General features: G+C 64.7%; 20 protein-coding genes. 7 read left to right on the top strand and 13 right to left on the bottom strand.

The features are described 5' to 3' along the window. Positions 1-57 precede the first annotated feature (57 nt). The gene (locus tag IVA87_RS25535; protein WP_247303670.1) at positions 58-1,878 is read right to left on the bottom strand and encodes a caspase family protein; all 1,821 of its coding nucleotides are present in this window, start codon (positions 1,876-1,878) and stop codon (positions 58-60) included. 181 nt (positions 1,879-2,059) lie between these two features. Then, complete coding sequence (locus IVA87_RS25530) at positions 2,060-2,473, bottom strand: GFA family protein (protein ID WP_247335674.1); 414 nt, start codon at positions 2,471-2,473, stop codon at positions 2,060-2,062. Between the two features lie 94 nt (positions 2,474-2,567). Between IVA87_RS25530 and IVA87_RS25525 the strand changes: the two genes are divergently transcribed. From IVA87_RS25525 to IVA87_RS25515, 3 genes are all read left to right on the top strand, one after another. Next, positions 2,568-2,942 carry a nuclear transport factor 2 family protein gene (locus tag IVA87_RS25525; RefSeq protein ID WP_247303672.1) on the top strand — a complete coding sequence of 125 codons (375 nt, stop codon included), beginning with the start codon at positions 2,568-2,570 and terminating at the stop codon, positions 2,940-2,942. Between the two features lie 155 nt (positions 2,943-3,097). Further along, positions 3,098-3,955, top strand: coding sequence for a class A beta-lactamase (gene bla / locus IVA87_RS25520; protein ID WP_247303674.1), 858 nt, complete (start codon positions 3,098-3,100; stop codon positions 3,953-3,955). A gap of 48 nt (positions 3,956-4,003) precedes the next feature. Further along, positions 4,004-5,611 carry a Na+/H+ antiporter gene (locus tag IVA87_RS25515; protein WP_247303675.1) on the top strand — a complete coding sequence of 536 codons (1,608 nt, stop codon included), beginning with the start codon at positions 4,004-4,006 and terminating at the stop codon, positions 5,609-5,611. 110 nt (positions 5,612-5,721) lie between these two features. Here the strand turns inward: IVA87_RS25515 and IVA87_RS25510 are convergent, their stop codons facing one another. The 6 genes from IVA87_RS25510 to IVA87_RS25485 all read right to left on the bottom strand — a co-directional run bounded on the left by IVA87_RS25510 (position 5,722) and on the right by IVA87_RS25485 (position 11,860). Next, positions 5,722-6,534 carry an N-acetylmuramoyl-L-alanine amidase gene (locus tag IVA87_RS25510; RefSeq protein ID WP_247335633.1) on the bottom strand — a complete coding sequence of 271 codons (813 nt, stop codon included), beginning with the start codon at positions 6,532-6,534 and terminating at the stop codon, positions 5,722-5,724. Between the two features lie 3 nt (positions 6,535-6,537). Next, positions 6,538-7,875 (bottom strand): Rieske 2Fe-2S domain-containing protein, encoded by a 1,338-nt coding sequence (locus IVA87_RS25505; protein ID WP_247303677.1) that lies wholly within the window; start codon positions 7,873-7,875, stop codon positions 6,538-6,540. A 161-nt stretch (positions 7,876-8,036) separates the two neighbouring features. After that, positions 8,037-8,933, bottom strand: a complete 897-nt coding sequence (locus IVA87_RS25500; RefSeq protein WP_247303678.1) for a TauD/TfdA family dioxygenase — start codon at positions 8,931-8,933, stop codon at positions 8,037-8,039. Positions 8,934-9,080: 147 nt separating this feature from the next. After that, the gene (ispG, locus tag IVA87_RS25495; protein ID WP_247335631.1) at positions 9,081-10,364 is read right to left on the bottom strand and encodes a flavodoxin-dependent (E)-4-hydroxy-3-methylbut-2-enyl-diphosphate synthase; all 1,284 of its coding nucleotides are present in this window, start codon (positions 10,362-10,364) and stop codon (positions 9,081-9,083) included. 12 nt (positions 10,365-10,376) lie between these two features. Then, a complete protein-coding gene (locus IVA87_RS25490; RefSeq protein ID WP_247303680.1) occupies positions 10,377-11,330 on the bottom strand; it encodes a DMT family transporter in 954 nt (317 codons plus the stop codon). A gap of 35 nt (positions 11,331-11,365) precedes the next feature. After that, positions 11,366-11,860 carry a transcriptional repressor gene (locus IVA87_RS25485; protein ID WP_247303681.1) on the bottom strand — a complete coding sequence of 165 codons (495 nt, stop codon included), beginning with the start codon at positions 11,858-11,860 and terminating at the stop codon, positions 11,366-11,368. Positions 11,861-12,017: 157 nt separating this feature from the next. Between IVA87_RS25485 and IVA87_RS25480 the strand changes: the two genes are divergently transcribed. The 3 genes from IVA87_RS25480 to IVA87_RS25470 all read left to right on the top strand — a co-directional run bounded on the left by IVA87_RS25480 (position 12,018) and on the right by IVA87_RS25470 (position 15,445). Further along, entirely contained in the window at positions 12,018-12,500 is a 483-nt protein-coding gene (locus IVA87_RS25480; RefSeq protein ID WP_247303682.1) for a MarR family transcriptional regulator, read from the top strand. Next, positions 12,493-13,656 carry an HlyD family secretion protein gene (locus tag IVA87_RS25475; protein WP_247335629.1) on the top strand — a complete coding sequence of 388 codons (1,164 nt, stop codon included), beginning with the start codon at positions 12,493-12,495 and terminating at the stop codon, positions 13,654-13,656. The genes IVA87_RS25480 and IVA87_RS25475 overlap by 8 nt, the downstream gene beginning before the upstream one ends. A 232-nt stretch (positions 13,657-13,888) precedes the next feature. Then, positions 13,889-15,445, top strand: a complete 1,557-nt coding sequence (locus IVA87_RS25470; RefSeq protein ID WP_247303685.1) for an MDR family MFS transporter — start codon at positions 13,889-13,891, stop codon at positions 15,443-15,445. A 124-nt stretch (positions 15,446-15,569) separates the two neighbouring features. Here the strand turns inward: IVA87_RS25470 and IVA87_RS25465 are convergent, their stop codons facing one another. The 5 genes from IVA87_RS25465 to pcaF all read right to left on the bottom strand — a co-directional run bounded on the left by IVA87_RS25465 (position 15,570) and on the right by pcaF (position 21,318). Beyond that, complete coding sequence (locus tag IVA87_RS25465) at positions 15,570-16,661, bottom strand: ecdysteroid 22-kinase family protein (protein WP_247303687.1); 1,092 nt, start codon at positions 16,659-16,661, stop codon at positions 15,570-15,572. A 49-nt stretch (positions 16,662-16,710) separates the two neighbouring features. Further along, on the bottom strand, positions 16,711-18,399 hold the full coding sequence (locus IVA87_RS25460; protein WP_247303689.1) for a methyl-accepting chemotaxis protein: 1,689 nt from the start codon (positions 18,397-18,399) through the stop codon (positions 16,711-16,713). Positions 18,400-18,607: 208 nt separating this feature from the next. Next, entirely contained in the window at positions 18,608-19,210 is a 603-nt protein-coding gene (gene pcaG / locus IVA87_RS25455) for a protocatechuate 3,4-dioxygenase subunit alpha (protein WP_247281972.1), read from the bottom strand. Beyond that, the gene (gene pcaH, locus IVA87_RS25450) at positions 19,211-19,912 is read right to left on the bottom strand and encodes a protocatechuate 3,4-dioxygenase subunit beta (RefSeq protein WP_247303692.1); all 702 of its coding nucleotides are present in this window, start codon (positions 19,910-19,912) and stop codon (positions 19,211-19,213) included. A 197-nt stretch (positions 19,913-20,109) separates the two neighbouring features. Continuing rightward, the gene (gene pcaF, locus IVA87_RS25445; protein ID WP_247335626.1) at positions 20,110-21,318 is read right to left on the bottom strand and encodes a 3-oxoadipyl-CoA thiolase; all 1,209 of its coding nucleotides are present in this window, start codon (positions 21,316-21,318) and stop codon (positions 20,110-20,112) included. 215 nt (positions 21,319-21,533) lie between these two features. Between pcaF and mutS the strand changes: the two genes are divergently transcribed. Further along, a complete protein-coding gene (mutS, locus tag IVA87_RS25440; RefSeq protein WP_247335624.1) occupies positions 21,534-24,272 on the top strand; it encodes a DNA mismatch repair protein MutS in 2,739 nt (912 codons plus the stop codon). The last annotated feature ends 10 nt before the right edge of the window (positions 24,273-24,282 follow it).

The following is a 24,282-nucleotide window of genomic DNA, read 5'->3' as shown; positions in this document are numbered from 1 at the left end:
ACTCACTCCCAAGAATCGTCCTGGCTTTCGCCATGGCGATTCTTGAACACCGCGATCCTAGTAACAGACCTCGGCATTGGCGTCATTGCCGGGGCCGCCTCCGCCGCGATATTCGAGATGGCAGCCGCGATGGACCGGACGGCAGCCACCGCTATTGCAGAAGACCTGCCCGCCACCCTTAGCGCGACTGGCGCCAGCGGCAGCAGCAATGCCGGCGGCAGCACCGTAACCGTCCGCTGCGCCAGCGCCGGCGGACTGGCGACGCTGCCGTGCAGGACGTTCATCACCGTCGTCGCGCTTCGCAATCGCAGGCTTGGCCGGCTTGGCGGCACGCTTCTTCTCGCACTCATTGTCGTCGTTGACCGCATACCCGTCACGACAGACGATCTTGGTGCACTTGTCGCCGTCGGCCTTGAAGCCGTGCTCACAGACCAGCGGGCAGACGCGCGACGGTTTCGACTTGACCGCATCGAGCGCATCGGTGCTCGCGACCTTCACGTCGAGCTTGGTGCCGGCATAACGGTTGAACTGCGATAGGGAGCGCTGCGAAGACGTAGTCCAATTGCCGTCGGCCTGTCCGGAGAAGCAGCCGACGCGACCGAGCTCGGTCTGCACCGTGCGAGTGAGATCAGCCGGTGCGGTCGCGGGGGTCAGCGAAGCGACGTTGGTGCCGGCCGAACCGGCCGTGCTGGCCGGCGCACCGCCGGGTGCCGCAGCGGCGAGGTTGACGCGCTGCTGCTCGGCCACGGCTGCCTGCTGCTGCGCCTGCTCCTTCGCTTTCTGGGCGGCAAGCTGCGCCTGTTCGGCGGCTTTCGCATCGGCTGCGGCTTTGGCCTGCGCATCCTTCTGCGCACCAACGGCGGCGAGGCGGTCGCGCTCGGCCTCGGCCTGTTTCGCCTTCGCGATCGCCGCCGCATGGGCCTGCTCGGCACCGATCTTCTCGAGCTGGAGCTTGGCCAAGCTCGCATAGAAACCGTCGGGATGCTGGGCGAGGAAGGCATCCCACGCCGCCCTGTTGCCGAGCTGGAGCGCGAGCTCGTAATCGCGGCGGATATCGGCCTGCGGGTTCGCCATAGGTGCCGCCGGAGCCGCCGCCGTCATCTTCACCGGCACCAGTGGAACATCCTCGCCGCCAAGCGAGCCATAGACGAACGGCTCCTGCTTGTTGCCAGTCGACTTGAGCACGTCGTCGCGCACGAATCCGAAGGCGCGGCGGACGTCGAGGCCCGGCGTCGCCAGATGCTTGGACAGCGCGACCGTGAACGGGCTGTTGGCGCCGTCGCCGTCCTGCGCCGTGAAGCCGGCTTTGGCCGAATAGGCAATCAACGTGTTGGGACTGGTCGGCTCGACCTGGGCGAGGCCGCGGCCGATGCCGCGCGAAGCGATTGTGCGCTTCATCCTCTTGCCGAACGGATTGTCGCGGCAGGCATCCAGGATCACCAGGCGGAGCTGCTTGGCGGGCTCGACCGCAACCAGGACCCGGTCGAGCGAGAGCGCCTCGTCGTACACGTCGGTGTCGCGCTCGAGCCTGGCGTCGACCGGGATCAGATAGTTCGACCCCTCGACCTCGATGCCATGACCGGCATAATAGACCACGGCGATATCGGCATCGCGGGTCGCATCCGCGAAGTCGCGGAGCACCCGCCGCGTATCCAGCGCCGACAAATCGTGCCGGGAATCGACGATGTCGAAGCCGGCCTCCTTCAGCGTCTTGGCCATCACCGAACCGTCATTGACGGGGTTGGCCAGCAACGGCGCATGCTGATAGGCCGAATTGGCGAGCACCAGCGCAACGCGCTTGCCGGCGAAAGCCGGTTCAGTGCCGAACAGCAGCGCGAGGGCAAGGAGAAGCGGACAAAGTCTGAGCAAATTGCGCATGACACGACTTCCGAAATTCGGGCCGCTGGGCCCTTTGGGACCGCTTTAGCAGGATCCGCCACCGGCGCTTGTGATGGAGGTCACGAAGGCGGCGCCCGCAACGGGACGAAACACCCCTTTTGTTTGTCGCGCCAGCGCGGCCGTGGTTCGCCAGGAAGCAAATCGGGCCGGGTTCCCTCAGTCAACCCCGATATTGCGGCAGGTCATCCGTGATCTCGTGCCAGGGTGCTTTCGAGCCCACGAAAATATGGGCGCTAGGCCGGATCGAAGGGGCGTCGATCAGAGCTCCCATAGCGACGTGGGCCCATTTCCCCTCACGCACGTGGGAATAGAGCAACGAGCCACAACGGGCGCAGTGCACATCGTGGGTGATATCATCGCCGAAAACCGTCCGCTGGTCGCCGCCCCTGACGATGCGGAGCTTGTGTCGCACGATACCGGCGAAGGGTTTGAAGGCGGAGCCGGTGGTGCGGCGGCAGTTCGAGCAATGGCAGTTCATCGCATAGGAGAATTCGTCGGCCACCTCGAAGCGCACTGCACGGCAATAGCATTCGCCGATCAGGATACGAGCGTTCGAAATCTCTGATCCGGTCATCATGATGTCCTTGCGCAAACCGTCTGAACATCCATAGCGCATTTTGATGTGTACGACTAAACTCGCCTCAAGTCATTATTCCAAGGGATGACCCATGAGCCCAAATCGTTCAAGTCTCGAAGCCGTCGTGCAATCCTATTTTGACGGACTCTATGAGGGCGACGCCGAAAAGCTCGGCGCCATTTTCCATCCCTCCGCCGACCTGCGCTGGGTCGAGAAGGGCGAATTGCAGGTGCTGACCGTGCCGGACTGGCTCGACCGCGTGTGCAAGCGTCCCTCCGGCAAGGCCGAAGGCAAGCCGCGAGAGGATTTCATCGTCACCATCGACCGTTCTGACGACAAGACCGCCTTCGTCAAGGTCAGATGCCAGCTGCCGCCGCGCTATTTCACCGACTACCTAGTGGCGATGAAGCTCGCCGACGGTTGGCAGATTGTGTCGAAATCTTATCGATACGACCTGAGAGAGTGAGGGGGCTCACCTTCCGCTGCCCGAAATCGGGCGCGCTCGCCTCCCATTCTCCGTCATTGCGAGTGAAGCGAGGCAATCCAGAATCGCTCCGCTCGCAACGACAATGCGGATAGAGTGCGCCGCATCCCCCATCTTCATTCGCGCGAAAGTCCCCCATGCTGCTCGATCGCCGCTCCCTGCTTGCCTCGCTGTGCTGGATGGCCGCATCTCCTACGCTGGCCGCGGATGCGCTGCCTGAACTCGAAACATACGAACGCGAGAGCGGCGGGCGGATTGGCGTGTATGCGGAAAATCTCGCGACCGGCGCCAAACTCGCTTGGCGCGCCGACGAGCGGTTCGTCATGTGCTCGACATTCAAGGCCTCGCTCGCGGCCTGTGTGCTGGCGCGGGTCGACCGCGGCGAGGAACAGCTTGCCGCCATGATTCCCTACGGCCAGGACGACCTCTTGGAATACGCGCCGGTCGCGAAGCAAAATCTGGCGGCCGGCGCAATGTCGGTCACCGAGATGTGCAAGGCGATCGTCGAGCTCAGCGACAACACCTGCGCCAATCTGCTGCTGGCGCGGATCGGCGGTCCGACCGCGCTCACCGCGTTCTGGCGATCGATCGGCGATACCACCTCGCGGCTCGACCACAACGAGCCCGAGCTCAACCGCTCCCAGCCGGGCGATCCCCAGGACACGACGACGCCGGCGGCGATGGCCGGGAACCTGCGCCGCCTGATGCTGGGCGGAGCATTGTTGCCGGCCTCGCGCGCGCAGCTCATCGAATGGATGGTGAACTGCAAGACCGGTGCGAACCGGCTGCGCGGTGGCCTGCCCGCAGGCTGGAAGATCGGCGACAAGACCGGCTACAATGGCAAGGACGCAGCGGGCGACATCGCGGTGGCTTGGCCGAAGGCCGACACGCCGATCCTGCTTACGGCCTACGTCCAAGGCGGCACGCCGACTGCCGCACAGATTGCGGCGGCTTTCGCGCGGATCGGCCGGATGGTGGCGGAGCGGCTGGCGTGAGCCGCGCGCATTGACGTTGCGGCCGCTTCCGGGTCAAGACAGGCCATCATGGAAGCGAAGTTTCAGACCTTTCTCATCCTGCTGGCCGTGCTGGCAGGCGTGGCGCTGACCGCGCGCCGCTTCAACGTCGCCCCTGCCATCCTGCTGATGCTGGCCGGCGTCGGCCTCGCCTTCGTGCCGGGCATGCCGTCAGTGGAATTGCCGCCGGAGCTGGTGCTGCTGATGGTGCTGCCACCGCTGATCTACTCGGCAAGCGTCGCCATGAGCTGGCGCGAGTTCAGGAAGAATTTGCGCCCGATCGTGCTGCTCGCGGTCGGCGCGGTGATTTTCACTGCGGCAATGGTGGCGGCCGCCACGCATTACATGATCGGCCTGCCCTGGACCGTTGCCTTCCTGTTGGGGGCCATCGTCGCGCCGCCCGACGTGGTGGCGCCGCTCGCCATCGCACGCCGGCTGCACATGCCGCGGCGAATCCTGGTCGTGCTCGAGGGCGAAGGGCTCGCCAACGACGCCACCGCGCTGATCCTCTACCGCTTTGCGCTCGCGGCAATCATGGTCGGCCATTTCTCGCTGCCACTGGCGGCCGGCGAATTCCTCCTCATCATCGCCGGCGAGATCGCCTTCGGCATCGGCGTGGGATGGCTTTCCCTGCGTCTCCGCAAATGGTCGGGGGATCCGCAGGTCGAGCTCACGCTGTCGCTGATCACGCCTTACGTCTCCTATTGGCTGCCCGAGCATGTTGGCGGCTCCGGGGTGATCGCGACGGTCGCCTGCGGCCTTTATGTGAGCTGGAACGGCCCGCTGCTGATTTCTTCCGCGACGCGCCTGCAGGGCATCTTCTTCTGGGACCTCGTGATCTATTTGATCGAAGGCCTCTTGTTCCTGCTCACCGGCTTTCAGATGCGCGCGCTGTACGAGAAGTCGAAGGCCTTTCCGCTCGACGACATCGTGATCGCGACCGCCGTGGTCCTGGTGATCGTCGTCATTGCGCGCTTCGCCTGGCTCTATCCCGCGACCTATCTGCCGCGGATGTTCAGCAAATCGCTGCGCGAGCGCGATCCGTCGCCGCCGTGGCAATGGGTATTTACGCTCGCCTTCACCGGCGTCCGCGGCGCGGTGTCGCTGGCGGCTGCGCTGGCGCTGCCGTTCTCCCTGCCGAGTGGCGAGGCGTTCCCATATCGCGACCTGATCCTGTTCGTCGCTTTCGGCGTCATCTTCATCACCCTGATCGGTGTCGGCCTGACGCTGCCGCCGGTGGTGCGCTGGCTCGGCGTCGCCGAGGCTGGCCGCAACGAGCATGTCAGCGAGCATGAGGCCGAGATCGCCGCGCGTCGTCAGGCTCTCGAGGCAGCACTGAAATCGCTCGACGCGCTGACCGCGGAGAAGGAGGTATCCGACGAGGTGATGCGGCTCCTGCGTGCTCGCCACGAGATCCGCACCAGCCAGCTTCCGGATTTGCTCGATCCTACGCACCACGACGTCTCCGCCGCCGGCATCGCATTGACCCGGGAGCTGATCGTCGCCGAGCGCAAATTCATCCACGACCTGCTGCGCGACGGCCAGATCACCGACGAGACAAGGCGAAGGATCGAGCGGGATCTTGACCTGGAGGAGGCGAGCCTGGCCAACAGGGAGTATCGGGGCGCGCCGCTGTAGCTTCCCGCCGTCATTGCGAGCGCACCGAAGCAATCCAGAATCTGTCCACCGCGGCAGCCTGGACTGCCTCGCTGCGCTGGCAATAACAGCTGTTTGAACGACCAGGCAGTCTATCGCCTCTCACAGAACTCCCTCATCGCGACCGCAACGGCCCCCGCGACCGCGTCCTGCCGCTCCGACGAATTCATCTCCATCTCCTCGTCGCGGTTGATGATCGAGCCCGCCTCGAGCAGCACCGCGGCGCTTCTCGTCCGCGAGAGCACGACGAGCCCGTCATAGCGGTAGACGCCGACGTCCTTGTCGAGCAGCTGGCGCCGATAGCGGCCCATCACCGGAAGCGTGTATTGCCTCGCATAGTGCAGACCTTGCTCTTTCAGCTGCCTGCCGATCATCCGTGCCAGCAACAGGCTGGTGGCGAAGTGCGGATTCTGGTGCGATACGAACAGCGAATGGCCCGAAAAGCGATCGCTGAAATAGCTGTTTGCGCCGTCGAATTCCCAGGTCTCGAGCAGCTTGTCCGGCACCGAATCGTGATGGACCGACAGGAACAGATCGGCCCGGCCGTCATTCGCGGCACTGACGCGCTTGAACAGGCTCGCTCTCGCCTTACCGTTCGTGACGAGCAGGCGGGTTGCGGCAAAGCCTTCGGATTTGAGTCTTGCGGTGATGAGACTTGCGAGACGCAAGTTGAAGCCGAACTCCGGATCATTGCGCGCGCTCAACGCGCCGTAGGCGTCCGGGGTGTGCCCGACATCCACGACGATGCGGAATTTCGCCATCTCGCATTTGGCGGCCGGCGACAGCTTCGGCCTGGGTCTCGCGATCTTTCGCGTAGCAGCAGCCTCGCCGACGTCGACAAGCGCGAGCGGCGACAGCAGGATCGATGCGATGAGCCCGGCGATGATGCTGCGCGACTGCCCCAAGCTCTACTCCGCTGCCGCGATCCGCGGGCGGCCAACGAAGCCCGCGACATCACCGAAACGTTCCAGCATCACCGCGGGCAGGTCCTTGGTCTTGCTGGTGACGCAGGCGCCGGAGCGCACCGCGTAGCGATCCTGGTGCGCCGCCTGCGGCGGCGGCTCGCCGTGCTGGAGCGCCCGCGCCAGATCCATGACGGTTTTGCGGAAATGCATGATGCCGAGATCGGTCGGGCCGAGATGCTCGCGGGTGCGGTCGGCGATCGGCCCCTGGCTGTCCTGCACGGCAGCGTCCTGCTCGGAGACGCCCTTGATGCCGGTGTAGCTCCTGGTCTTCTGGAGCTTGCGGTCGATCAAATAGTCATTGCCCTTGTGGCGGAGCGGCACGTAATTGTCGTCGACCTCCGCGATCACGCCATTGCCGCGATCAAAAGCGTCGCACTCGGCTTGCGTCAACGGACGCTCCGGATTCCAGGCATAGGTGTAGATCCAGCAATTGGTGTCGGTCACAGGCACGAAAGTCTGGCCAAAGATATTCTCGCCCGGCATCGCGCTCGGCGCATAGGCGTGGAATGGCATCAGGAATTGCGCGATGCGCCAGTAGATGTTGTCGCCGCCGGTCAGCCGGCCACCGGCGATGGTCAGCCCCGCCTCGTGGGGGCTGACTTTGATGACTGGGCGCGGATCCTCGGCGATCCAGCGCATATGGTCCGTGTTCACGCGGGTGAGCGGATTCACAAAATGCTTCTTGATATCCAGAATCTCGTTCTCTTCCTTGTCGAAGGAGAGATGGGCGAAGGTGAAATGCGCGGTGTCGATCGAGCCTTCGAGCGCCTGCACCCAGTTGCAATCCTGCCACTTCTTGCTGACATAGCGATGCGAGGCCGGCAGCAGCGCCATCTCGAGATCGGGCAGCTCGGGCATCGCTTCGGCCGGGCCCATATAGGCCCAGATCATCTCGCCCCATTCGCGGACCGGATAGGATTTGATGCGGATGAGATCCTTGGCATTGAGATCGGGATAGGAGGTCGGCATGTCGACGCAACGTCCGTCGGTGTCGAATTTCCAGCCGTGATAGACGCAGCGGATGCCGCATTCCTCATTGCGCCCGAGCCAGAGATTGGCGCCGCGATGCGGGCAATATTGGTCGATGAGACCGACGACGCCGCGTGAGTCGCGAAAGGCGAGCAGCTCCTCTCCCAGCACGATGATCTTCTTCGGCTCGCCTTCGGGTTCGGGCAATTCTTCCGAGAGCAGGACAGGAATCCAGAAGCGGCGCAGCAGCTCGCCCATGCCTGTCCCCGGGCCCGACTCGGTCAGGAACTTGTTGTCCTCGGCGCGGAGCATGGAAAGTCCTCCCGATTTGTTTTTTGGGAAGATTGGCGCGGGAGTGGAAGGACGTCAACGCAAGAACAGCTTCGTAGGGTGGGTTAGCGCAGCGTAACCCACCTCTGTGTCACCGCCGTGGAGTTGGCGGATTACGCTTCGCTAATCCGCCCTACGCCAGTTTAAACCGGCCGCTCACCCTTCACCGTCACCCGCGTCCCCGAGCGCGTATGCGGCCAGTAATCCCACATCGCGCGGTGCTGGGTGCAGCGGTTGTCCCAAAAGGCGATGGCGTTCTCGGTCCAGCGGAAGCGGCACTGGAACAGCGGATTCTCGGCGTGCTGATAGAGGTAGGCGAGCATAGCGTCGCTCTCGTCGCGCGGGATGCCGTTGATGTGGCGGGTGAAGCCGCGGTTGACATAGAGCGCCTTCTTGCTGGTGACCGGATGCGTTCGCACCACGGGATGCTCCGCGTGCGGATAAGAGGGGCGGTCCGCGACGCCGTAATTGGCGTAGAGTCCACGATAAATCGGCTCGCCGTCATGCAGCGCAGTGAGCCCGTCGAGATAGGTCTTCATGCGATCCGACAGCGCCTCATAAGCTGCATACATGTTGGCGAACAGCGTGTCGCCCCCGCGCGGCGGACATTGCTTGATGTAGAGGATCGAGCCCATCGGCGGCTCGAGATCGCAGGACACATCCGAATGCCAACCCTCGCCATTGGCCCGTGGCGAGTTCTTGTCGGCGTAGATCTTCATCAGTGCCGGGTCTTCATCCTCATGCGGCGCGGCGGGATGAAAATGCAGCTCGCCGAACTTGCGGCCGAAGGCGAGATGCTGTTTTGGCGTGATGTGCTGATCGCGAAAGAAGATCACGAGGTTTTCGGCGAGCGCCCGATGGATCTCATCCATCTGCCGGTTGGAGCGGGTGTCGCCCTCGACGAGCCTGCCGATGTCGACGCCGGAGATTTCCGCGCCGATGATCGGGGTGAGCTTTTCAACCGCGATGGTCTCGTAGGGAGCGCCGTCTTCGGCGGTGTGGCGATAGCGCGGACCCTGCTTGCCGGCGAGTGAGCTCATGGCGTGTCTCCCGATCGTTTGATTGGGAGCATGGTAGCCCGGATGGAGCGCAGCGCAATCCGGGAACGATCAGCCTGCGTAAAACCCCGGATTTCGCAATGCTCCATCCGGGCTACACGCGCGCCGCAAGCAAACAGCGGAGTAAAACTACTCCGCCGCTGTCACCGGCACCTTGGCGCCTTGGCCGTAGCGCTGCTCGATATAGTCGATCACCAGCGCCTTGAAGTCGGCGGAGATCGTCGGGCCGCGCAACGTGCGGAACTTCTTGCCGTCGACGAACACGGGCGCGGCCGGGGCCTCGCCGGTGCCGGGCAGCGAGATGCCGATATTGGCGTGCTTGGACTCGCCGGGGCCGTTGACGATGCAGCCCATCACCGCGACGTTGAGCTCTTCCACGCCGGGATATTTCGTCTTCCAGGTCGGCATCTCGTCCCGAATGAAATCCTGGATCGAGCGGGCCAGCTCCTGGAACGTGGTCGAGGTTGTGCGGCCGCAGCCGGGGCAGGCCGCAACCAGCGGCACAAAGGTGCGGAAGCCCATGGTCTGGAGCAGCTCCTGGCCGACCTGCACCTCACGGGTGCGGTCGCCGCCGGGCTCCGGCGTCAGCGAGATGCGGATGGTGTCGCCGATGCCCTGCTGCAAGAGAATGCCGAGCGCGGCTGAGGACGCCACGATGCCCTTCGAGCCCATGCCGGCTTCGGTCAGCCCGAGATGGATGGCATAGTCGGAACGTCTGGCGAGATCCTGGTAGACCGCGATGAGATCCTGCACCGCCGAGACCTTGGCGGACAGGATGATGCGGTTCTTCGGCATGCCGAGCTCTTCGGCGCGCGCGGCCGACAACAGCGCCGACTGCACCATGGCCTCGCGCGTCACCGCGCGCACGTCGCGCGGATTGGCCGAAGCCGCGTTCTCGTCCATCAGCCTGGTCAGCAGTTCCTGGTCCAGCGAGCCCCAATTGGCGCCGATGCGCACCGGCTTGTTGTTCTTGTTGGCGATCTCGATGATGTCGGCGAACTGGGTGTCGCGCTTGTCCTTGAAGCCGACATTGCCGGGATTGATGCGGTATTTGGCGAGCGCCTCGGCGCAGGCCGGATAAGCCGCGAGCAGCTTGTGACCGATATAGTGGAAGTCGCCGATCAAGGGCGTGGTAATGCCGCGCTTGAGCAGGCCGTCGCGGATGTGCGGAACGGCGGCGGCAGCCTCCTCGCGGTCCACGGTGATGCGGACCATTTCTGAGCCGGCGCGCGCGAGCGCTGCGACCTGGGCAATGGTGCCGTCGATGTCGGCGGTGTCGGTGTTGGTCATCGACTGCACGACGATCGGCGCACCGCCGCCCACCGAGACGTCGCCGACTTTGACCTGGGTGGTTTGGTGCCGGGGCGCGGGGCCCGCGATGTCGGAATCGAGAGGGTTTTCGAGCTTGTTCATGGGGTCCAAATATCAGGTTTTGGTGACGTTCAGCAATGCATCGCGCGGCGCCGCAGCCGATGAGCTGGGACGGTTAACCAGAAAAAGCCCAGCAATTACAAGGACCGCGGCGGCTCCGAATGTCAGGCTTAGGGTGTCGTGCATGATGAAATAGCTACCGACCACGCCAAACAAAGGGGTGATGAAGGTAAAAGCCGACAATTTGCTGGCCGAATACGTCTTCACCAGCGCGAACCAAAGCGTGAACGTGGTTCCAACCACCCAGATTGCCTGGAAGGCCATGAGGGCGAGGGACAGGGGCGCAGGCGTATGCGTGACGGATTCGCCAAACAGCCAGGCTGCCAGCCCGAGGATCGGGATCGAAGTCGCGACCTGATAGCCCAGCGCCTTTTCGGGCGCGGCGAAGCGCAGCCGCGTGCCCTTGGCGACCAGCGTGGTTGCCGCCCACAGCGCCGCGCCGCCGACGATCATGAGGTCACCGAGCAACACCTTGGCATCGACATCCGGCTGCGGCACGCCGATGGCGAGCGCGACGCCGGCAAAGCTCACCGCCAGTCCCAGCCATTGCGTGCCGCCAAGCCGTTCGCCGAGCACCTGATAGGAGCCGAGCGCGACGAAGAACGGCGCGGTGTAGAGGAAGACGACCGCCCGAGAGGCCGGTGTGAAGCGCAGGCCCTGGAAGATCAGAACGAACTCGATGCCGAACATCAATCCGGCGATCACGCCGGGCTTCCAGGTGCCGTCACGTTCGAAGAAATTGACGCCACGAAGAGTGCCGATGATGAACAGCACCGGCAGCGCGCCCATCGAGCGGATCGTGGCCTGGAGCATCGGCGGGATATCCGGCAACACCAGCTTCACCGCAATCTGGTTGAAGCCCCAGGTCAGGCACAGCATCAGCATCAGGGCAATGGCGCCGGCGCTCAGCGGGCGACCGGCGGAGGATATAACTTGTGGTGAGGACATCTCTTCCCGACTACCGGCGTTGTGCCGTTGTTACTTTAGGCAGCTTTCTGACAATGGGTGCAGACGCCCGTGATCTCCACCACGGACAATTTGGGAGCGAAGCCTGAGCTGCGCGCAGCGGCATTGAGCTCCTTTGCGAAGGAGGCCGACGGGATCTCGCCGACCAGGCCACAGCGCTCGCAGATCAGGAACGCCACCGCCGAGGTCGCGTCGTGGTCATGGGCGGCGCAGGCCAAATAGGCGTTGCGGCTCTCGATGCGATGCACGAGGCCGTTGGCCATCAGAAAATCGAGAGCACGATAGACCGTGATCGGCGCTGGTCGCGCCATCGACTTGGCGAGTTCGTCGATCACCTCATAGGCGCCAAGCGGGCGGTGGCTGGAGAGCAGCGCCCCGAGCACCTGACGGCGGATCGGCGTGAATTTCTGCGCGCGCTGCTCGCAGACCTGTTCGGCATGCGCCAGCGCATCCGCAGTGCAGCGGTCGTGATCGTGATCGGGCGCGGGAAATGCCGTCTTTGCGAGGGTCATGCGGGACGCGTTCTAGCATTTTGCTGATGGAACCCAAAGCGCGACCGACAGCGCGGCTGCCAGCCATGCTCTTGGAGCGGGACGGCCCCCCGCTAATCCGCCATGAAATAATCATAAGCTTGCTTATTATATTCTAGGCTTATTGGAGACGAAGCTCATGACCCGAGGGTCGGTCGATCAGAATTTCCTGTTCACGCTGGGTGAGCTCTACCGCCTGTTGCGTGTCTATGCCGATAAGGAGGCGTCCCGTTTCGGCATCACCCGCGCGCAATGGGCCGTGCTGTCCAAAGTCGAGCGCAGCGAGGGCATGAAGCAATCGGAGCTCGCCGAGCTCCTCGAGATGCAGCCGATCACGCTGACGCGCCTGATCGACAAGCTCTGCGAGAATGACTGGATCGAGCGCCGCAGCGACGCCTCGGACCGCCGCGTCAAGCGCCTGTATCTGAAGAAGGCGGGCCGGACGTTGCTTGGCCGGATGAGCGGGCTGAAGTCCGAAATCACCGCCAACGCGCTCGACGGCATCAACGCGGCCGATGCCCACCGCCTCCTCACCCAGCTCGAAACGATCAAGGAAAACGTGCGGACCGCGATCCAGACATCCGGAGCGGAACAAGCACGCAAGGAGCAGCGCTATGGCTGATCAGGTTCTCAAGTTCCAGCCCGAGCAGAAGATCGACGGCGGCAAGCCCACAAAGAAGGCCGGCACGGATCCGCGCCGCCGCCTGGCGGCGGGCCTGCGCCGCTACCGCCGCTTCCTCCTCCTGGTCGTCCTGCCGGTCACCGTCGTCATCGGGGGCATCACCTTCTATCTCCATGGCGGCCGCTATGTCGGCACCGACGACGCATATGTCGGTGCGCAGAAGGTGCTGGTGACGCCCGACATCTCGGGCAAGATTCAGAAGGTGATCGTGAGAGAAGGACAATCCGTCAAGCAGGGCGACGAACTGTTCGAGATCGACCCCGTTCCGTTCCGCCACGCAGTGGATGAAGCCAAGGCGCAGCTCGCGCAGGCCCGCACGACCTATGAGAACCTCGTCGCCAATATCAAGATCTACGGCGACATGCTCAACCTTGCCCAGCAGGGCGTCGACCTGAAGCAACGCGATGTCGAGCGCAAGCAGGCGCTGGTGAAGAACAATTACGGCTCGCAGCTCGATCTCGACAACGCTGCCAACGCGCTGGTGACCGCAGGCGCACAGGCGCAATACATCAAGCAGCAGCTCTCCAACGCCAAGACGCAATTGCTGGGCGATCCCGCATTGCCGCTGGAGCAGTTCCCGCCTTACGCGCAGGCGAAAGCCAAGCTGGACGACGCCCAGCGCAACCTCGACCACACCGTCCTGCGCGCGCCGATGGACGGCGTGGCCACGCAAGTGGAACAGATCCAGCTCGGCCGCTACGTCGCCGCCGGCACGCCGGTGTTCTCCATCATCGACGTCGCCCGTCCCTGGGTCGATGCCAATCCGAAGGAGAGCGATCTCACCTACGTCACCGAAGGACAGCCCGTCACGCTCGAGGTCGACGCGTTTCCGAACCACCTTTTCAAGGGCAAGATCGGGTCGCTCTCGCCCGGCACCGGCGCGCAATTCGCGATCCTGCCGCCGCAGAACGCCACCGGCAATTTCGTCAAGGTGGTGCAGCGCGTGCCGATCCGGATCTACTTCGACGAGACCGACAAATACGTGCGGAAACTGAAGGCCGGCATGAGCGTCTACGCCACCATCGACACCGGCCATCGACGCTCGCTCGCCGGCCTGTTTGGCCTGTCGGCGACCGCGAGCCAGGACAAAGACTAAAGCACGATGCATGAGGCTCGATTGGCGCTGCGACGGAGGTGCGCTCCCTCTCCCGCTTGCGGGAGAGGGTTGGGGAGAGGGTGTCTCAACAACGAAGACTCGCCAGGAGGAAAAAGCCCTCACCCGCGCCTTCGGCGCGACCTCTCCCGCAAGCGGGAGAGGTGAACGCGCCGCGGCAATCGATTCGACCTACGCCATTCCGCTTTAAACTAACAAGACAAAGATTGATCCGATGTCCGGCCCCAATGCCAGTCTGATGGTCCCCGGCCTGCGCCGGAACATGGTGACGATCTGCGCCATGACCGCGACCATCATGCAGGCGCTGGACACCACCATCGCCAATGTTGCGTTGCCCTACATGCAAGGCACGCTGTCGGCCTCGCAGGATCAGATCAACTGGGTGCTGACCTCCTACATCGTCGCTGCCGCGATCATGACGGCGCCGGTGGGCTGGATCGCCAACCGCTTCGGCCGCAAGCGCATCTTCATCATCTGCTCGGCGGGCTTCACCATGGCGTCGGTGTTGTGCGGTCTCGCGCAGGACATCAACCAGATGGTGCTGTTCCGCCTGCTGCAAGGCGTGTTCGGCGCCGCCCTGGTGCCGCTGTCACAGTCGGTGATGCTCGACTACTACACGCTCCAGGAACGCGCCAAGGCGATGTCGATCTGGGGCATGGGCGTGATGATGGGCCCGATCATGGGCCCCTCGCTGGGCGCCTGGCTCACCGAGACCTATTCCTGGCACTGGGTGTTCTTCGTCAACCTGCCGTTCGGCGCCATCACCGTGCTCGGCCTGATCGTCTTCATGGACGAGACCCGGAAGGATTTCAGCCTCAAGTTCGACTGGTTCGGTTTCGCCGCGCTGGCGATCGCGATCGGCGCACTTCAGCTTGCGCTCGATCGCGGCGAGCAGCTGGGCTGGCTTGAGTCGAGCGAGATCCTGGCGGAATTCATCGTCTCCGCTGTCGCCTTTTACTTCTTCCACGCGCACTCCTTCACGACATCGACGCCGTTCATCCGCTTCGCGCTGTTTCGGGATCGCAACTTCGTCACCGGCTGCGTGTTCATGGTCGTGATGGGGCTCGTGCTGTTCTCGACCATGGCGCTGGCTTCGCCCTACATGCAGAACGTGATCGGCTATCCCATCATCACCGCCGGCCTGCTGCTGGCGAGCCGCGGCATCGGCACCTTCTTCGCCATGATGCTGGTCGGCCGCATGATGCGTTATATCGAGGCCCGCACGCTGATCATCGCAGGCCTCACGCTGACCGCGGGCTCGCTGTTCCAGATGACCGGCTGGACCGATCTGACCCAGGTACCGGAGATCGTCACGGTCAGCGTCATCCAGGGCTTCGGCTTCGGCCTTGTCTTCGTGCCGCTCTCGACCGTGGCGTTCCTGACGCTGTCGAACGAGCTGCGTACCGACGGCACCGCGATGCTGACCCTGATGCGCAACGTCGCAAGCTCAGTCGGCATCTCCGTCGTGATCGCCCAGCTGACGCAGGGAACGCGGCGGACTTATGCGATTCTCTCCGAGCACATCAACCCGTTCAACCACGCGCTCCAGATGCCCAGCGTCAGCGGCATGATCAATCTTTCCACGGATGCCGGCCGCGCCATGGCCGACAGGATGGTCAGCGTGCAGGCGCAGATCATCGCTTTCGCGCACGATTACCAGCTGGTGATGGTCTTCATCCTCTGCACCATCCCGCTCGCTTTGCTGATCGGCTCCACCAAGGCCACACTGCGCAAGCAGGCCGCCGGGCCGGAGCATGCGGTGATGGAATAGAGGCCTCGCGACCACCTTCGTCATTGCGAGCGTAGCGAAGCAAATCCAGACTGTATCTGCGGAGGCAGTCTGGATTGCTTCGTCGCAAGGGCTCCTCGCAATGACGGCTTGCTGCACGAGCGCGCTACAACAACTCCTCGCACCCGAGATCCTCGACCGCCATCATCACCCGCTCCAGGTTATTCCACCAGATCAGCGGCGGGATGTTGATGCTCCATTGCCAGACCGGCTTGGTGATGTGCCAGAGCACCGACCGACGATAGTCCTGATCGAGCGCGCCGCGCGTGTAACCAGTGACACCGTGCTGTATCAGCGTCTCGTGATAGAGGTTGAGCAGGGGCCGCTCGAGTGCCTGCCGGCGGTCCGGATACCATTGCGTCGCCATCATGTAGGCGAGGTCACCGGTCGGCACGTTGATGCGCCACTGGTCGAAATCGAAGATGCGAACGGTGTTGGCAACGCCTGTGCGCGGCAACAGAAAATTCCAGGTATGGGCGTCGCCATGAGCGATGGTGACATGCCGGCGCGAATGATAACGCTCGAACAACCGTTCCGACTGCTCGATGAAGCGGCGGAAGAGAATGCGGCGCTCCTCGCTGAGGCGGTCGCCGAGCAGATCGGCGAAACGATCGTAGTGACCAGCGAAGGTCGCCATCAGCTTCGCACTGTCGTCGGTGCTCATCCAGGTGCCGATAGTATCGCCGAAGCTATCGTGGTCCCACCACGCCGCGTGCCAGCGCGCGAGTGTCGTCACGATCGCCGTTGCTTGCTCTCGCGACGGCGGCAGCGGCCATTGAGTTGCAACCTCATGGCTGTCGGTGAGGTCCTCGAGCAGGTGATGCCAGGTGAGGCCGTCCTCGTCAAAATGTCCGTCGAAGCAGCGCGGCACGAGACCCCGCGGCGTTTCTGGCTCAAGCTGCGTGTAGAACGCGACTTCGTTCCGGCCGCTATTTGCGAGCGACTTGGCGAAGCCTGCATGCGCGGTCTTCAGGATCAGCGACTGTGGGGCGCCAGCGGACTCCCCAACATAGCGCAAACCGAGACGCACGATATGCGACACGATGGTGTCGCGCTGATGCAGCACCTTCACCTCACGCACGGCACCGGCGTCCAGCGCGCCGGCCCTGCGCAGCGCGGCCGTGAGGTAAGCGGGCTCGGCAACCGCCGGCAGTTGCGCATTCGTCATGAAAACCACGATGCCCCTGTGCCGCGCCATACTGCACGATCACAACCGCCGGCACCAGCGGCAGGCATCGCGCCGGGCGTCACGCCGCGGCCGTCGAGTCCCGCACGGTCCGCACCACGACCGACCGCAATTGCTCGAGATTGGCCGCCATGCCGGCGATCGCCTGCCTGACCTCCGCGGCGCGCTCGTTCACGGAGGCGGCGTCGCGGCTGACATGACCGATCTTGGCCGAGACCTCCTTCGCCGCCGACGCGGATTCGGAGATCGACCGCGTGATCTCACGCGTCGCGGCGTCCTGTTCTTCCATCGCGGCAGCAACCGAGGTCGCGACACCGTCGATCTCGGCGATGTGGCCCCCCATGGTCTCGACGGCGTCGACGGCAGCCTGAGTCGCGGTCTGGATCTCGGCAATCAGCCGCCCGATCTCCTCGGTGGACTTGGCGGTCTGATCGGACAGCGATTTCACCTCGGTGGCGACCACCGCGAAGCCGCGGCCGGCCTCGCCGGCGCGCGCCGCCTCGATCGTGGCATTGAGCGCCAGGAGGTTGGTCTGCCCGGCGATGCCGCCGATGAGATCGGAGACCTCGGCGATCTTCCTCACCGAACCGGCCAGCGCCTGAATGGTCGAGCGCGCCTGCTCACGGCCGGCGACCGCAGATTTGGTGACCGTGCTGGTCCTCGCGACCTGACTCGCGATCTCGCGGATCGAGGCGCTCAGCTCTTCGGCCGCAGCCGAGACGGTTTGCGAGCTGCCGAGGGCCTGGGTGGAGGCCGCGGCGACCGCCTGCGACTGCGCGGAGAGCGAACTTGCGATCTCGGACAGGCTGGTGGCGACCCGCTCGACGCCGTGCGCCGCCGTGCTCGCGGTGTCGACCGACCGGCCGGTCTCGCGTTCGACGGTCTCGGCCATCTGCTGCAGGGCGCCGCGCTTGGCGCGCGCGGCCTCCTGTTCCTGCCGCAACTGCTCCTCGCGCAGGCGGGAATTCTCGACCGCCGCCTGCTTGAACACCAGCAGCGCACCCGCCATCGAGCCAACCTCGTCCTGGCGGTGCGCGAAAGGAATGTCGGCTGCGAGATCGCCGGTCGCGAGCTTCTGCATCGTGTCCGTCATGCGGACGATCGGGCGCACCACGCCGAGCGCAACGCCGAGCAGGCCTGCGGCAATGAAGGCGAGGACGGCGGCGGAGACGCCGAGGAGGATGTAGAGCATCGAACTGTCGCGCTCCGCGGCCAGCTTCTCCATGGCGGCATTCTGCTTGTTGGCACTCTCGACGATGCTGTCGATGACGGCGCGATGCGCGGTGTATGCGCCCTTGAGCTGCGCATAGGCGCGCTCGGAAGCGACCGCGTCCTTGGCCTTGAGGGCTGGCAGGAGCTGGTCGGACGCCTTCCAGAATTTCTGCACCTCGGCATCGGACTTCGACACCAGCGCGGTCTTCAGGTCTGCCGAGAGACTGGAGGAGACCCAGATTGCCTTGCGCTCGTCGTAATCCTTGCGGAGCTGAACCAGGCGCTCGCCATGAGCGGCAAGCTGGTCCGGCTCGCGCATGGCAAGCGTGGCCTCGAGATAAGCTTCGATGACATATTCCGGCGGCGGCAGGATATCGGCGATGAGGTCGTTGCCGAGCTTGATGTCGGAATAGAGCGGGCCGCCGACCTTGAGCTCTTTTAGGGCGTAGAGGCTGGTGGAGACCACGGCCGTAAAGCCGAGGGCCAGGACGATGCCGAATGCAATGATCGCCAAGGAAAGCGAAAAACGAATTTTCATGGAACAATCCGATCGCGCGGTCGAAATCCAAATGGATGCTAAACGACTACGGTAAACACGGGATTGCTACGCGCGGAAATTGCGCTCGGCGAACTCCGGGGAAACTACGGGAAAAGCGGTCAGGGGCGGCTTCCGATACGGAAGGCGCCAGGCCGTCGTCCCGGACAAGCGCGTCTCAGCCGTCCGCAGGTCCGGGACGACGCGGGAGTTAAACGTCGAAGAACACCGTCTCGTCGTCGCCCTGGAGCCGCAGGTCAAGCCGGTAAACCGCCTTGCCGGCCTCGCGCGTCGCAACCAGCGTGGCGCGGCGCTCAGTGGGCACCAGCGCCAGCACGGGATCGGCGGAATTGCCGGCCTCATCGCTGAAATAGATGCGGGTATAGAGATGCCTGAGCATGCCGCGCCCGAACACCGCAAGAAGGATGTGCGGCGCCTGCGGCTTGCCGTCGGGATCCGGCACGGCGCCGGGCTTGATGGTCTCGAAGGCGTAATTGCCGTCCTTGTCGGTGCCGCAGCGGGCAAAGCCGCGGAAGCTCGCATTCGGCAGCGCACGCTTGTCCTGCGGGTCGGCAAAGCGACCTTGCGCGTCCGCTTGCCAGATCTCCAGCATGCAATCCGGCACGGCGACGCCATCACCGTCAAATACCCGGCCCTCGATGCGGATACGGTCGCCGGAAACGTCGGGCGTGAGCGTCGAGTTGGTGAACGCGTCGTTCCAGGCGTATTCGCCGTTCGGCGTCAGGCCGTACTTGAAGAACGGACCGACGGTTTGCGATGGGGTGATCCCGTTGGGCTTCACAGAATCCTGCACTTAATGGTTCTCCATAGGCGTCGCGTTCTGGCCGCGCAGCACGATGTCAAAGCGATAGCACAGCGCCCATTCGGGCTGTGTGTTCTCGAGATCGAACGACGAGACCATCCGCGCCCGCGCCTTTTCGTCCGGCACCGAATTGAAGATCGGGTCGAACGGGAACAGCGGATCGTTCGGGAAATACATCTGCGTCACGAGGCGCGTGACAAAGGAGTGGCCGAAGACCGAGAGGTGGATGTGCGCGGGCCGCCACGCATTGTGATGATTGCCCCAGGGATAAGCGCCCGGCTTGATGGTGACGAAGCGGTAGTAACCGGAGGCATCGCTCACCGTGCGGCCGGCGCCCGTGAAATTTGGATCGAGCGGTGCCGGGTGCTGGTCACGGACATGGACATAGCGGCCGCAGGAATTGGCCTGCCAGATTTCGACCAGCGAGTTCGGCACGCCGCGGCCGTCCTCGTCGCGGACGTGGCCATGCACGATGATGCGCTCGCCGAGCGGCTCGCCACTGTGCTGGCGGGTCAGATCATTGTCGCCCTCGCGCACGGTCTCGTGGCCATAGACCGGGCCAGTCAGCTCCGACAGGGTGTGGCGCATCGGAATCAAGGGCTGGTGCGGCGCGCGCTTGATCGAGCTCTTGTACTCGGGAGACAGCGGCAGCGGATGCGCCTTGTTGCTGTCGACGGGATAGACGAATGTCATTGGCGAACTCCTCCCCGGCCGTTCTGGGGCCGGTCAACGCTCGACAATCATTATAGGACATAACTAATTTGGGGAAGCGGGTTTCGCAGCCCCTATTACTTGTTGTTTCCGGGGGCAGCCCGAGAGGGCTGAACCTGAGATCCCGGGTTCGGTGCAAGCGCACCGCGCCCGGGGATGACGAGATGCGCCGCGCTCCGTCAGTTCAACTTCTCGATCGCGACCGCGACGCCCTGGCCGACGCCGACGCACATGGTGGCAAGCGCGAGCTTGCCGCCGCGCTTTTCCATGCCATGCACGGCGGTGAGCGCGAGACGGGCGCCACTCATGCCGAGGGGATGGCCGAGCGCGATCGCGCCGCCATGCGGATTGACGAAGTCGGCGTCATCAGCCACGCCGAGCTGACGCATGCAGGCGATGCCCTGCGAGGCGAAGGCTTCATTCAGCTCGATCAAGTCGAAATCGCTGATCTTCTTGCCGAGCCGCTCCATCAGCTTGCGCGTCGCCGGCACGGGTCCAATGCCCATGATGCGCGGCGGCACGCCGGCCGAGGCGAGGCCGAGAATGCGCGCGCGGGGTGTCAGCCCGTGCTTCTTCACCGCAGCTTCGGACGCGAGGATCATCGCGGCGGCGCCGTCATTGACGCCGGAGGCGTTGCCGGCAGTGACCGTGCCGGGATTGCGCACGATCGGCTTCAGCTTGGCGAGCCCCTCCAGCGTGGTCTCGGGGCGCGGATGCTCGTCTTGGTCCACCGTGATGGGGCCGGCCTTGCCACCGGCAATGGTGATCGGCGTGATCTCTTCCGCAAAATAGCCGGATGCAATCGCCGCGCCGGCACGCTGCTGCGAGCGGATCGCGAAGGCGTCCTGGTCGGCGCGCGAGACCTGGAACTCCTCGGCGACGTTTTCGCCGGTCTCCGGCATCGCGTCGACGCCATACTGCGCCTTGAGCAGCGGATTGATGAAGCGCCAGCCGATCGTGGTGTCGAAGATCTCGGCCGAACGCGAGAACGCCTCCTGCGCCTTGCCCATGACGAAGGGGGCACGGGTCATGGATTCGACACCGCCGGCAATCGCAAGCTCGATCTCGCCGGAGCGGATGGCGCGCCCCGCGGCGCCGACCGCATCCAGCCCGGACGCGCAGAGCCGGTTCAGGGTCTGGCCCGGAACCGAATCCGGCAGGCCCGCCAGCAACAGCGCCATGCGTGCGACGTTGCGATTGTCCTCGCCAGCCTGATTGGCGCAGCCGAAGAAGACTTCGTCGACCTGGGCCCAGTCGAGCTTGGGATGCTTGGCCATTAGCGCCTTGATCGGCGCGGCCGCCAGGTCGTCGGTGCGCACCTTGGCGAGCGAGCCGCCGAAACGGCCAATCGGGGTCCGCACGGCATCGCAGATAAAGACGTCACGCATCGCTGTTCTCCCTGAATGCCGTGGTTCGGCCGGAATTCTTCAATGACGGCGGAGTTTTAGGAGGCCGCCCGCAGCAGGTCAATTGACTGATACGCGCGTGTTCCGATGGGGCGCACGCCAGCCACGCATGCCGCAATGCGGACAACGTGGAAAACCTCGCCGCTGCGGCCAAAGCGATAGGAGCAGGTGCCGAAATTTTGTAGGTTGCACCGCCCATGACAATGCAACAGCCAATACCTGTACCGCCTCCCGACGACACGCCCGCGCCGCAGGCGGAAGCTGCCGCGCGTGTCACGCCGATGATGGAACAGTACCTCGAGATCGAGGCGGCGCATCAGGGCTTGCTGCTGTTCTACCGGATGGGCGATTTCTACGAATTGTTCTTCGAGGATGCCGAAATTGCCTCGAAGACGCTCGGCATCGTCTTGACCAAGCGCGGCAAGCATCAGGGCACGGATATCCCGATGTGCGGGGTGCCGGTCGAACGCTCCGAGGATTATCTGCACCGCCTGATCTCGGCCGGTCACCGCGTCGCGGTCTGCGAGCAGACCGAGGATCCCGCTGCGGCCAAGGCGCGCGGGAACAAGAGCGTGGTGCGCCGCGGCGTGGTGCGGCTGGTCACGCCGGGCACGCTGACCGAGGACACCCTGCTGGACGCGCGGGCGAACAACTACCTGCTGGCGATCGCGCGCGCCCGCTCCTCCGCCGGTGGCGACCGCTTCGGCCTTGCCTGGATCGACATCTCGACTGCCGAATTTATGGTGACGGAGTGCGGCGGCGGCGAGCTCGCCGCCACGCTGGCGCGCATCAATCCGAACGAGGCGATCGTCAGCGACGCGCTCTATAATGACAGCGAGCTCGGACAGACGTTGCGCGAGCTGCCGGCGGTAACGCCGCTGACCCGCGACGTGTTCGACGGCGCCACCGCCGAGAAGCGGCTGTGCGACTATTTCGCTGTCGCCACAATGGATGGGCTGGCGCAGCTCACGCGTCTGGAAGCCACCGCGGCGGCCGCCGCCGTCACCTACGTCGACCGCACCCAGGTCGGCAAGCACCCGCCGCTGTCGCCGCCGGCGCGCGAAGCCTCGGGCGCAACCATGGCGATCGATCCGGCCACCCGCGCCAATCTCGAATTGACGCGCACGCTCGCCGGCGAACGCCGCGGCTCGCTGCTCGACGCCATCGACTGCACGGTGACCTCGGCCGGTTCTCGGCTGCTGGCGCAGCGACTGGCGGCGCCACTGACCGATGCGCCGGCGATCGCCCGGCGGCTCGACGCCGTCGGCGCCTTCGTTGCCGATTCCGCCGCGCGCGAAGACATCCGCAGCATCCTGCGCGGCGCGCCGGACATGTCGCGGGCGCTGGCCCGTCTCTCCGTCGGCCGCGGCGGACCGCGCGACCTCGCCGGCATCCGCGACGGCATCATCGCCGCCGACCAGGTGCTGACGCGGCTGTCCGAACTCGACCAGCCGCCGCAGGAGATCGTGGCGGTGATGGCGGCGCTGCAAAAGCCATCTCGCGCGCTGGCGACGGAGTTTGCCGGCGCGCTCGATGAGCAACTGCCATTGATCAAGCGCGACGGCGGCTTCGTTCGTCAAGGCTTTGAGCCTGCGCTCGACGAAGCCCGCAACCTGCGCGATGCTTCGCGCCTGGTGGTGGCCTCAATGCAAGCCCGCTACGCCGACCAAACCGGCGTGAAGGCCCTGAAGATCCGGCACAACAATGTGCTCGGCTATTTCGTCGAGGTGACCGCGCAGCACGGCGACAAGCTGATGTCGCCGCCGCTGAATGCGACCTTCATTCATCGCCAGACGCTGGCGGGCCAGGTACGCTTCACCACCTCGGAGCTTGGCGAGATCGAGGCCAAGATCGCAAATGCCGGCGAGCGCGCGCTCGGGCTCGAGCTCGAGATCTTCGAGCGGCTCTGCGCCAAGGCGCTCGAGATCAGTGAAGACTTGCGCGCCGCCGCGCACGGGTTTGCGCTGCTCGATGTCGCGACGTCGCTGGCCAAGCTGGCCGTCGACGAGAACTACGTGCGGCCCGAGGTCGACACCTCGCTCGGCTTTGCGATCGAAGCCGGCCGCCATCCCGTGGTGGAGCAGGCGCTCAAGCGCAATGGCGAGCCGTTCATCGCCAATGCCTGCGACCTCTCGCCGGCGCCCGGACAGAAGTCAGGCCAACTCTGGCTGCTCACCGGTCCCAACATGGCAGGTAAATCCACATTCCTGCGCCAGAACGCGCTGATCGCCCTGATGGCGCAGATCGGCAGTTTTGTGCCGGCCGCGCGGGCGAGGATCGGCATCGTCGATCGCCTGTTCTCGCGGGTCGGCGCGGCCGACGATCTCGCCCGCGGCCGCTCCACCTTCATGGTCGAGATGGTCGAGACCGCGGCGATCCTGAATCAGGCCGGCGAGCGCGCACTCGTGATCCTCGACGAGATCGGCCGCGGCACCGCGACCTTCGACGGCCTCTCGATCGCCTGGGCCGCGATCGAGCATCTGCACGAGAGCAATCGCTGCCGCACGCTGTTCGCCACGCATTATCACGAGCTGACGGCGCTCTCGGCAAAACTGCCGCGCATGTTCAACGCCACCGTGCGCGTGAAGGAATGGCAGGGCAATGTCGTGTTCCTGCACGAGGTGCTGCCGGGCTCGGCCGATCGCTCCTACGGCATTCAGGTGGCCAAGCTCGCCGGCCTGCCGCCGGCCGTGATCACGCGGGCCAAATCGGTGCTGGCCAAGCTGGAGGCCCAGGACCGCGGCCAGACCGCCCGCGCCCCCGCCGACGATCTGCCGCTGTTCGCCGTGCCCTCGCGCGCCGCGGCGGAGGCCGCGCCGCCGAGCGAAGCGGAGCTTCTAATGGAAGCGGTGAAGGCGTTACATCCCGACGAAATGTCGCCGCGCGAGGCGCTGGATGCGCTGTATGCGTTGAAGGCCAAGCTGCCGAAGCAATAGGCACGCCGCG

It is taken from the genome of Bradyrhizobium sp. 147, from assembly GCF_023073935.1.
In the GTDB taxonomy this organism is placed as follows: Bacteria; Pseudomonadota; Alphaproteobacteria; order Rhizobiales; family Xanthobacteraceae; genus Bradyrhizobium.
This window is presented reverse-complemented; position numbering and strand designations above follow the sequence as displayed.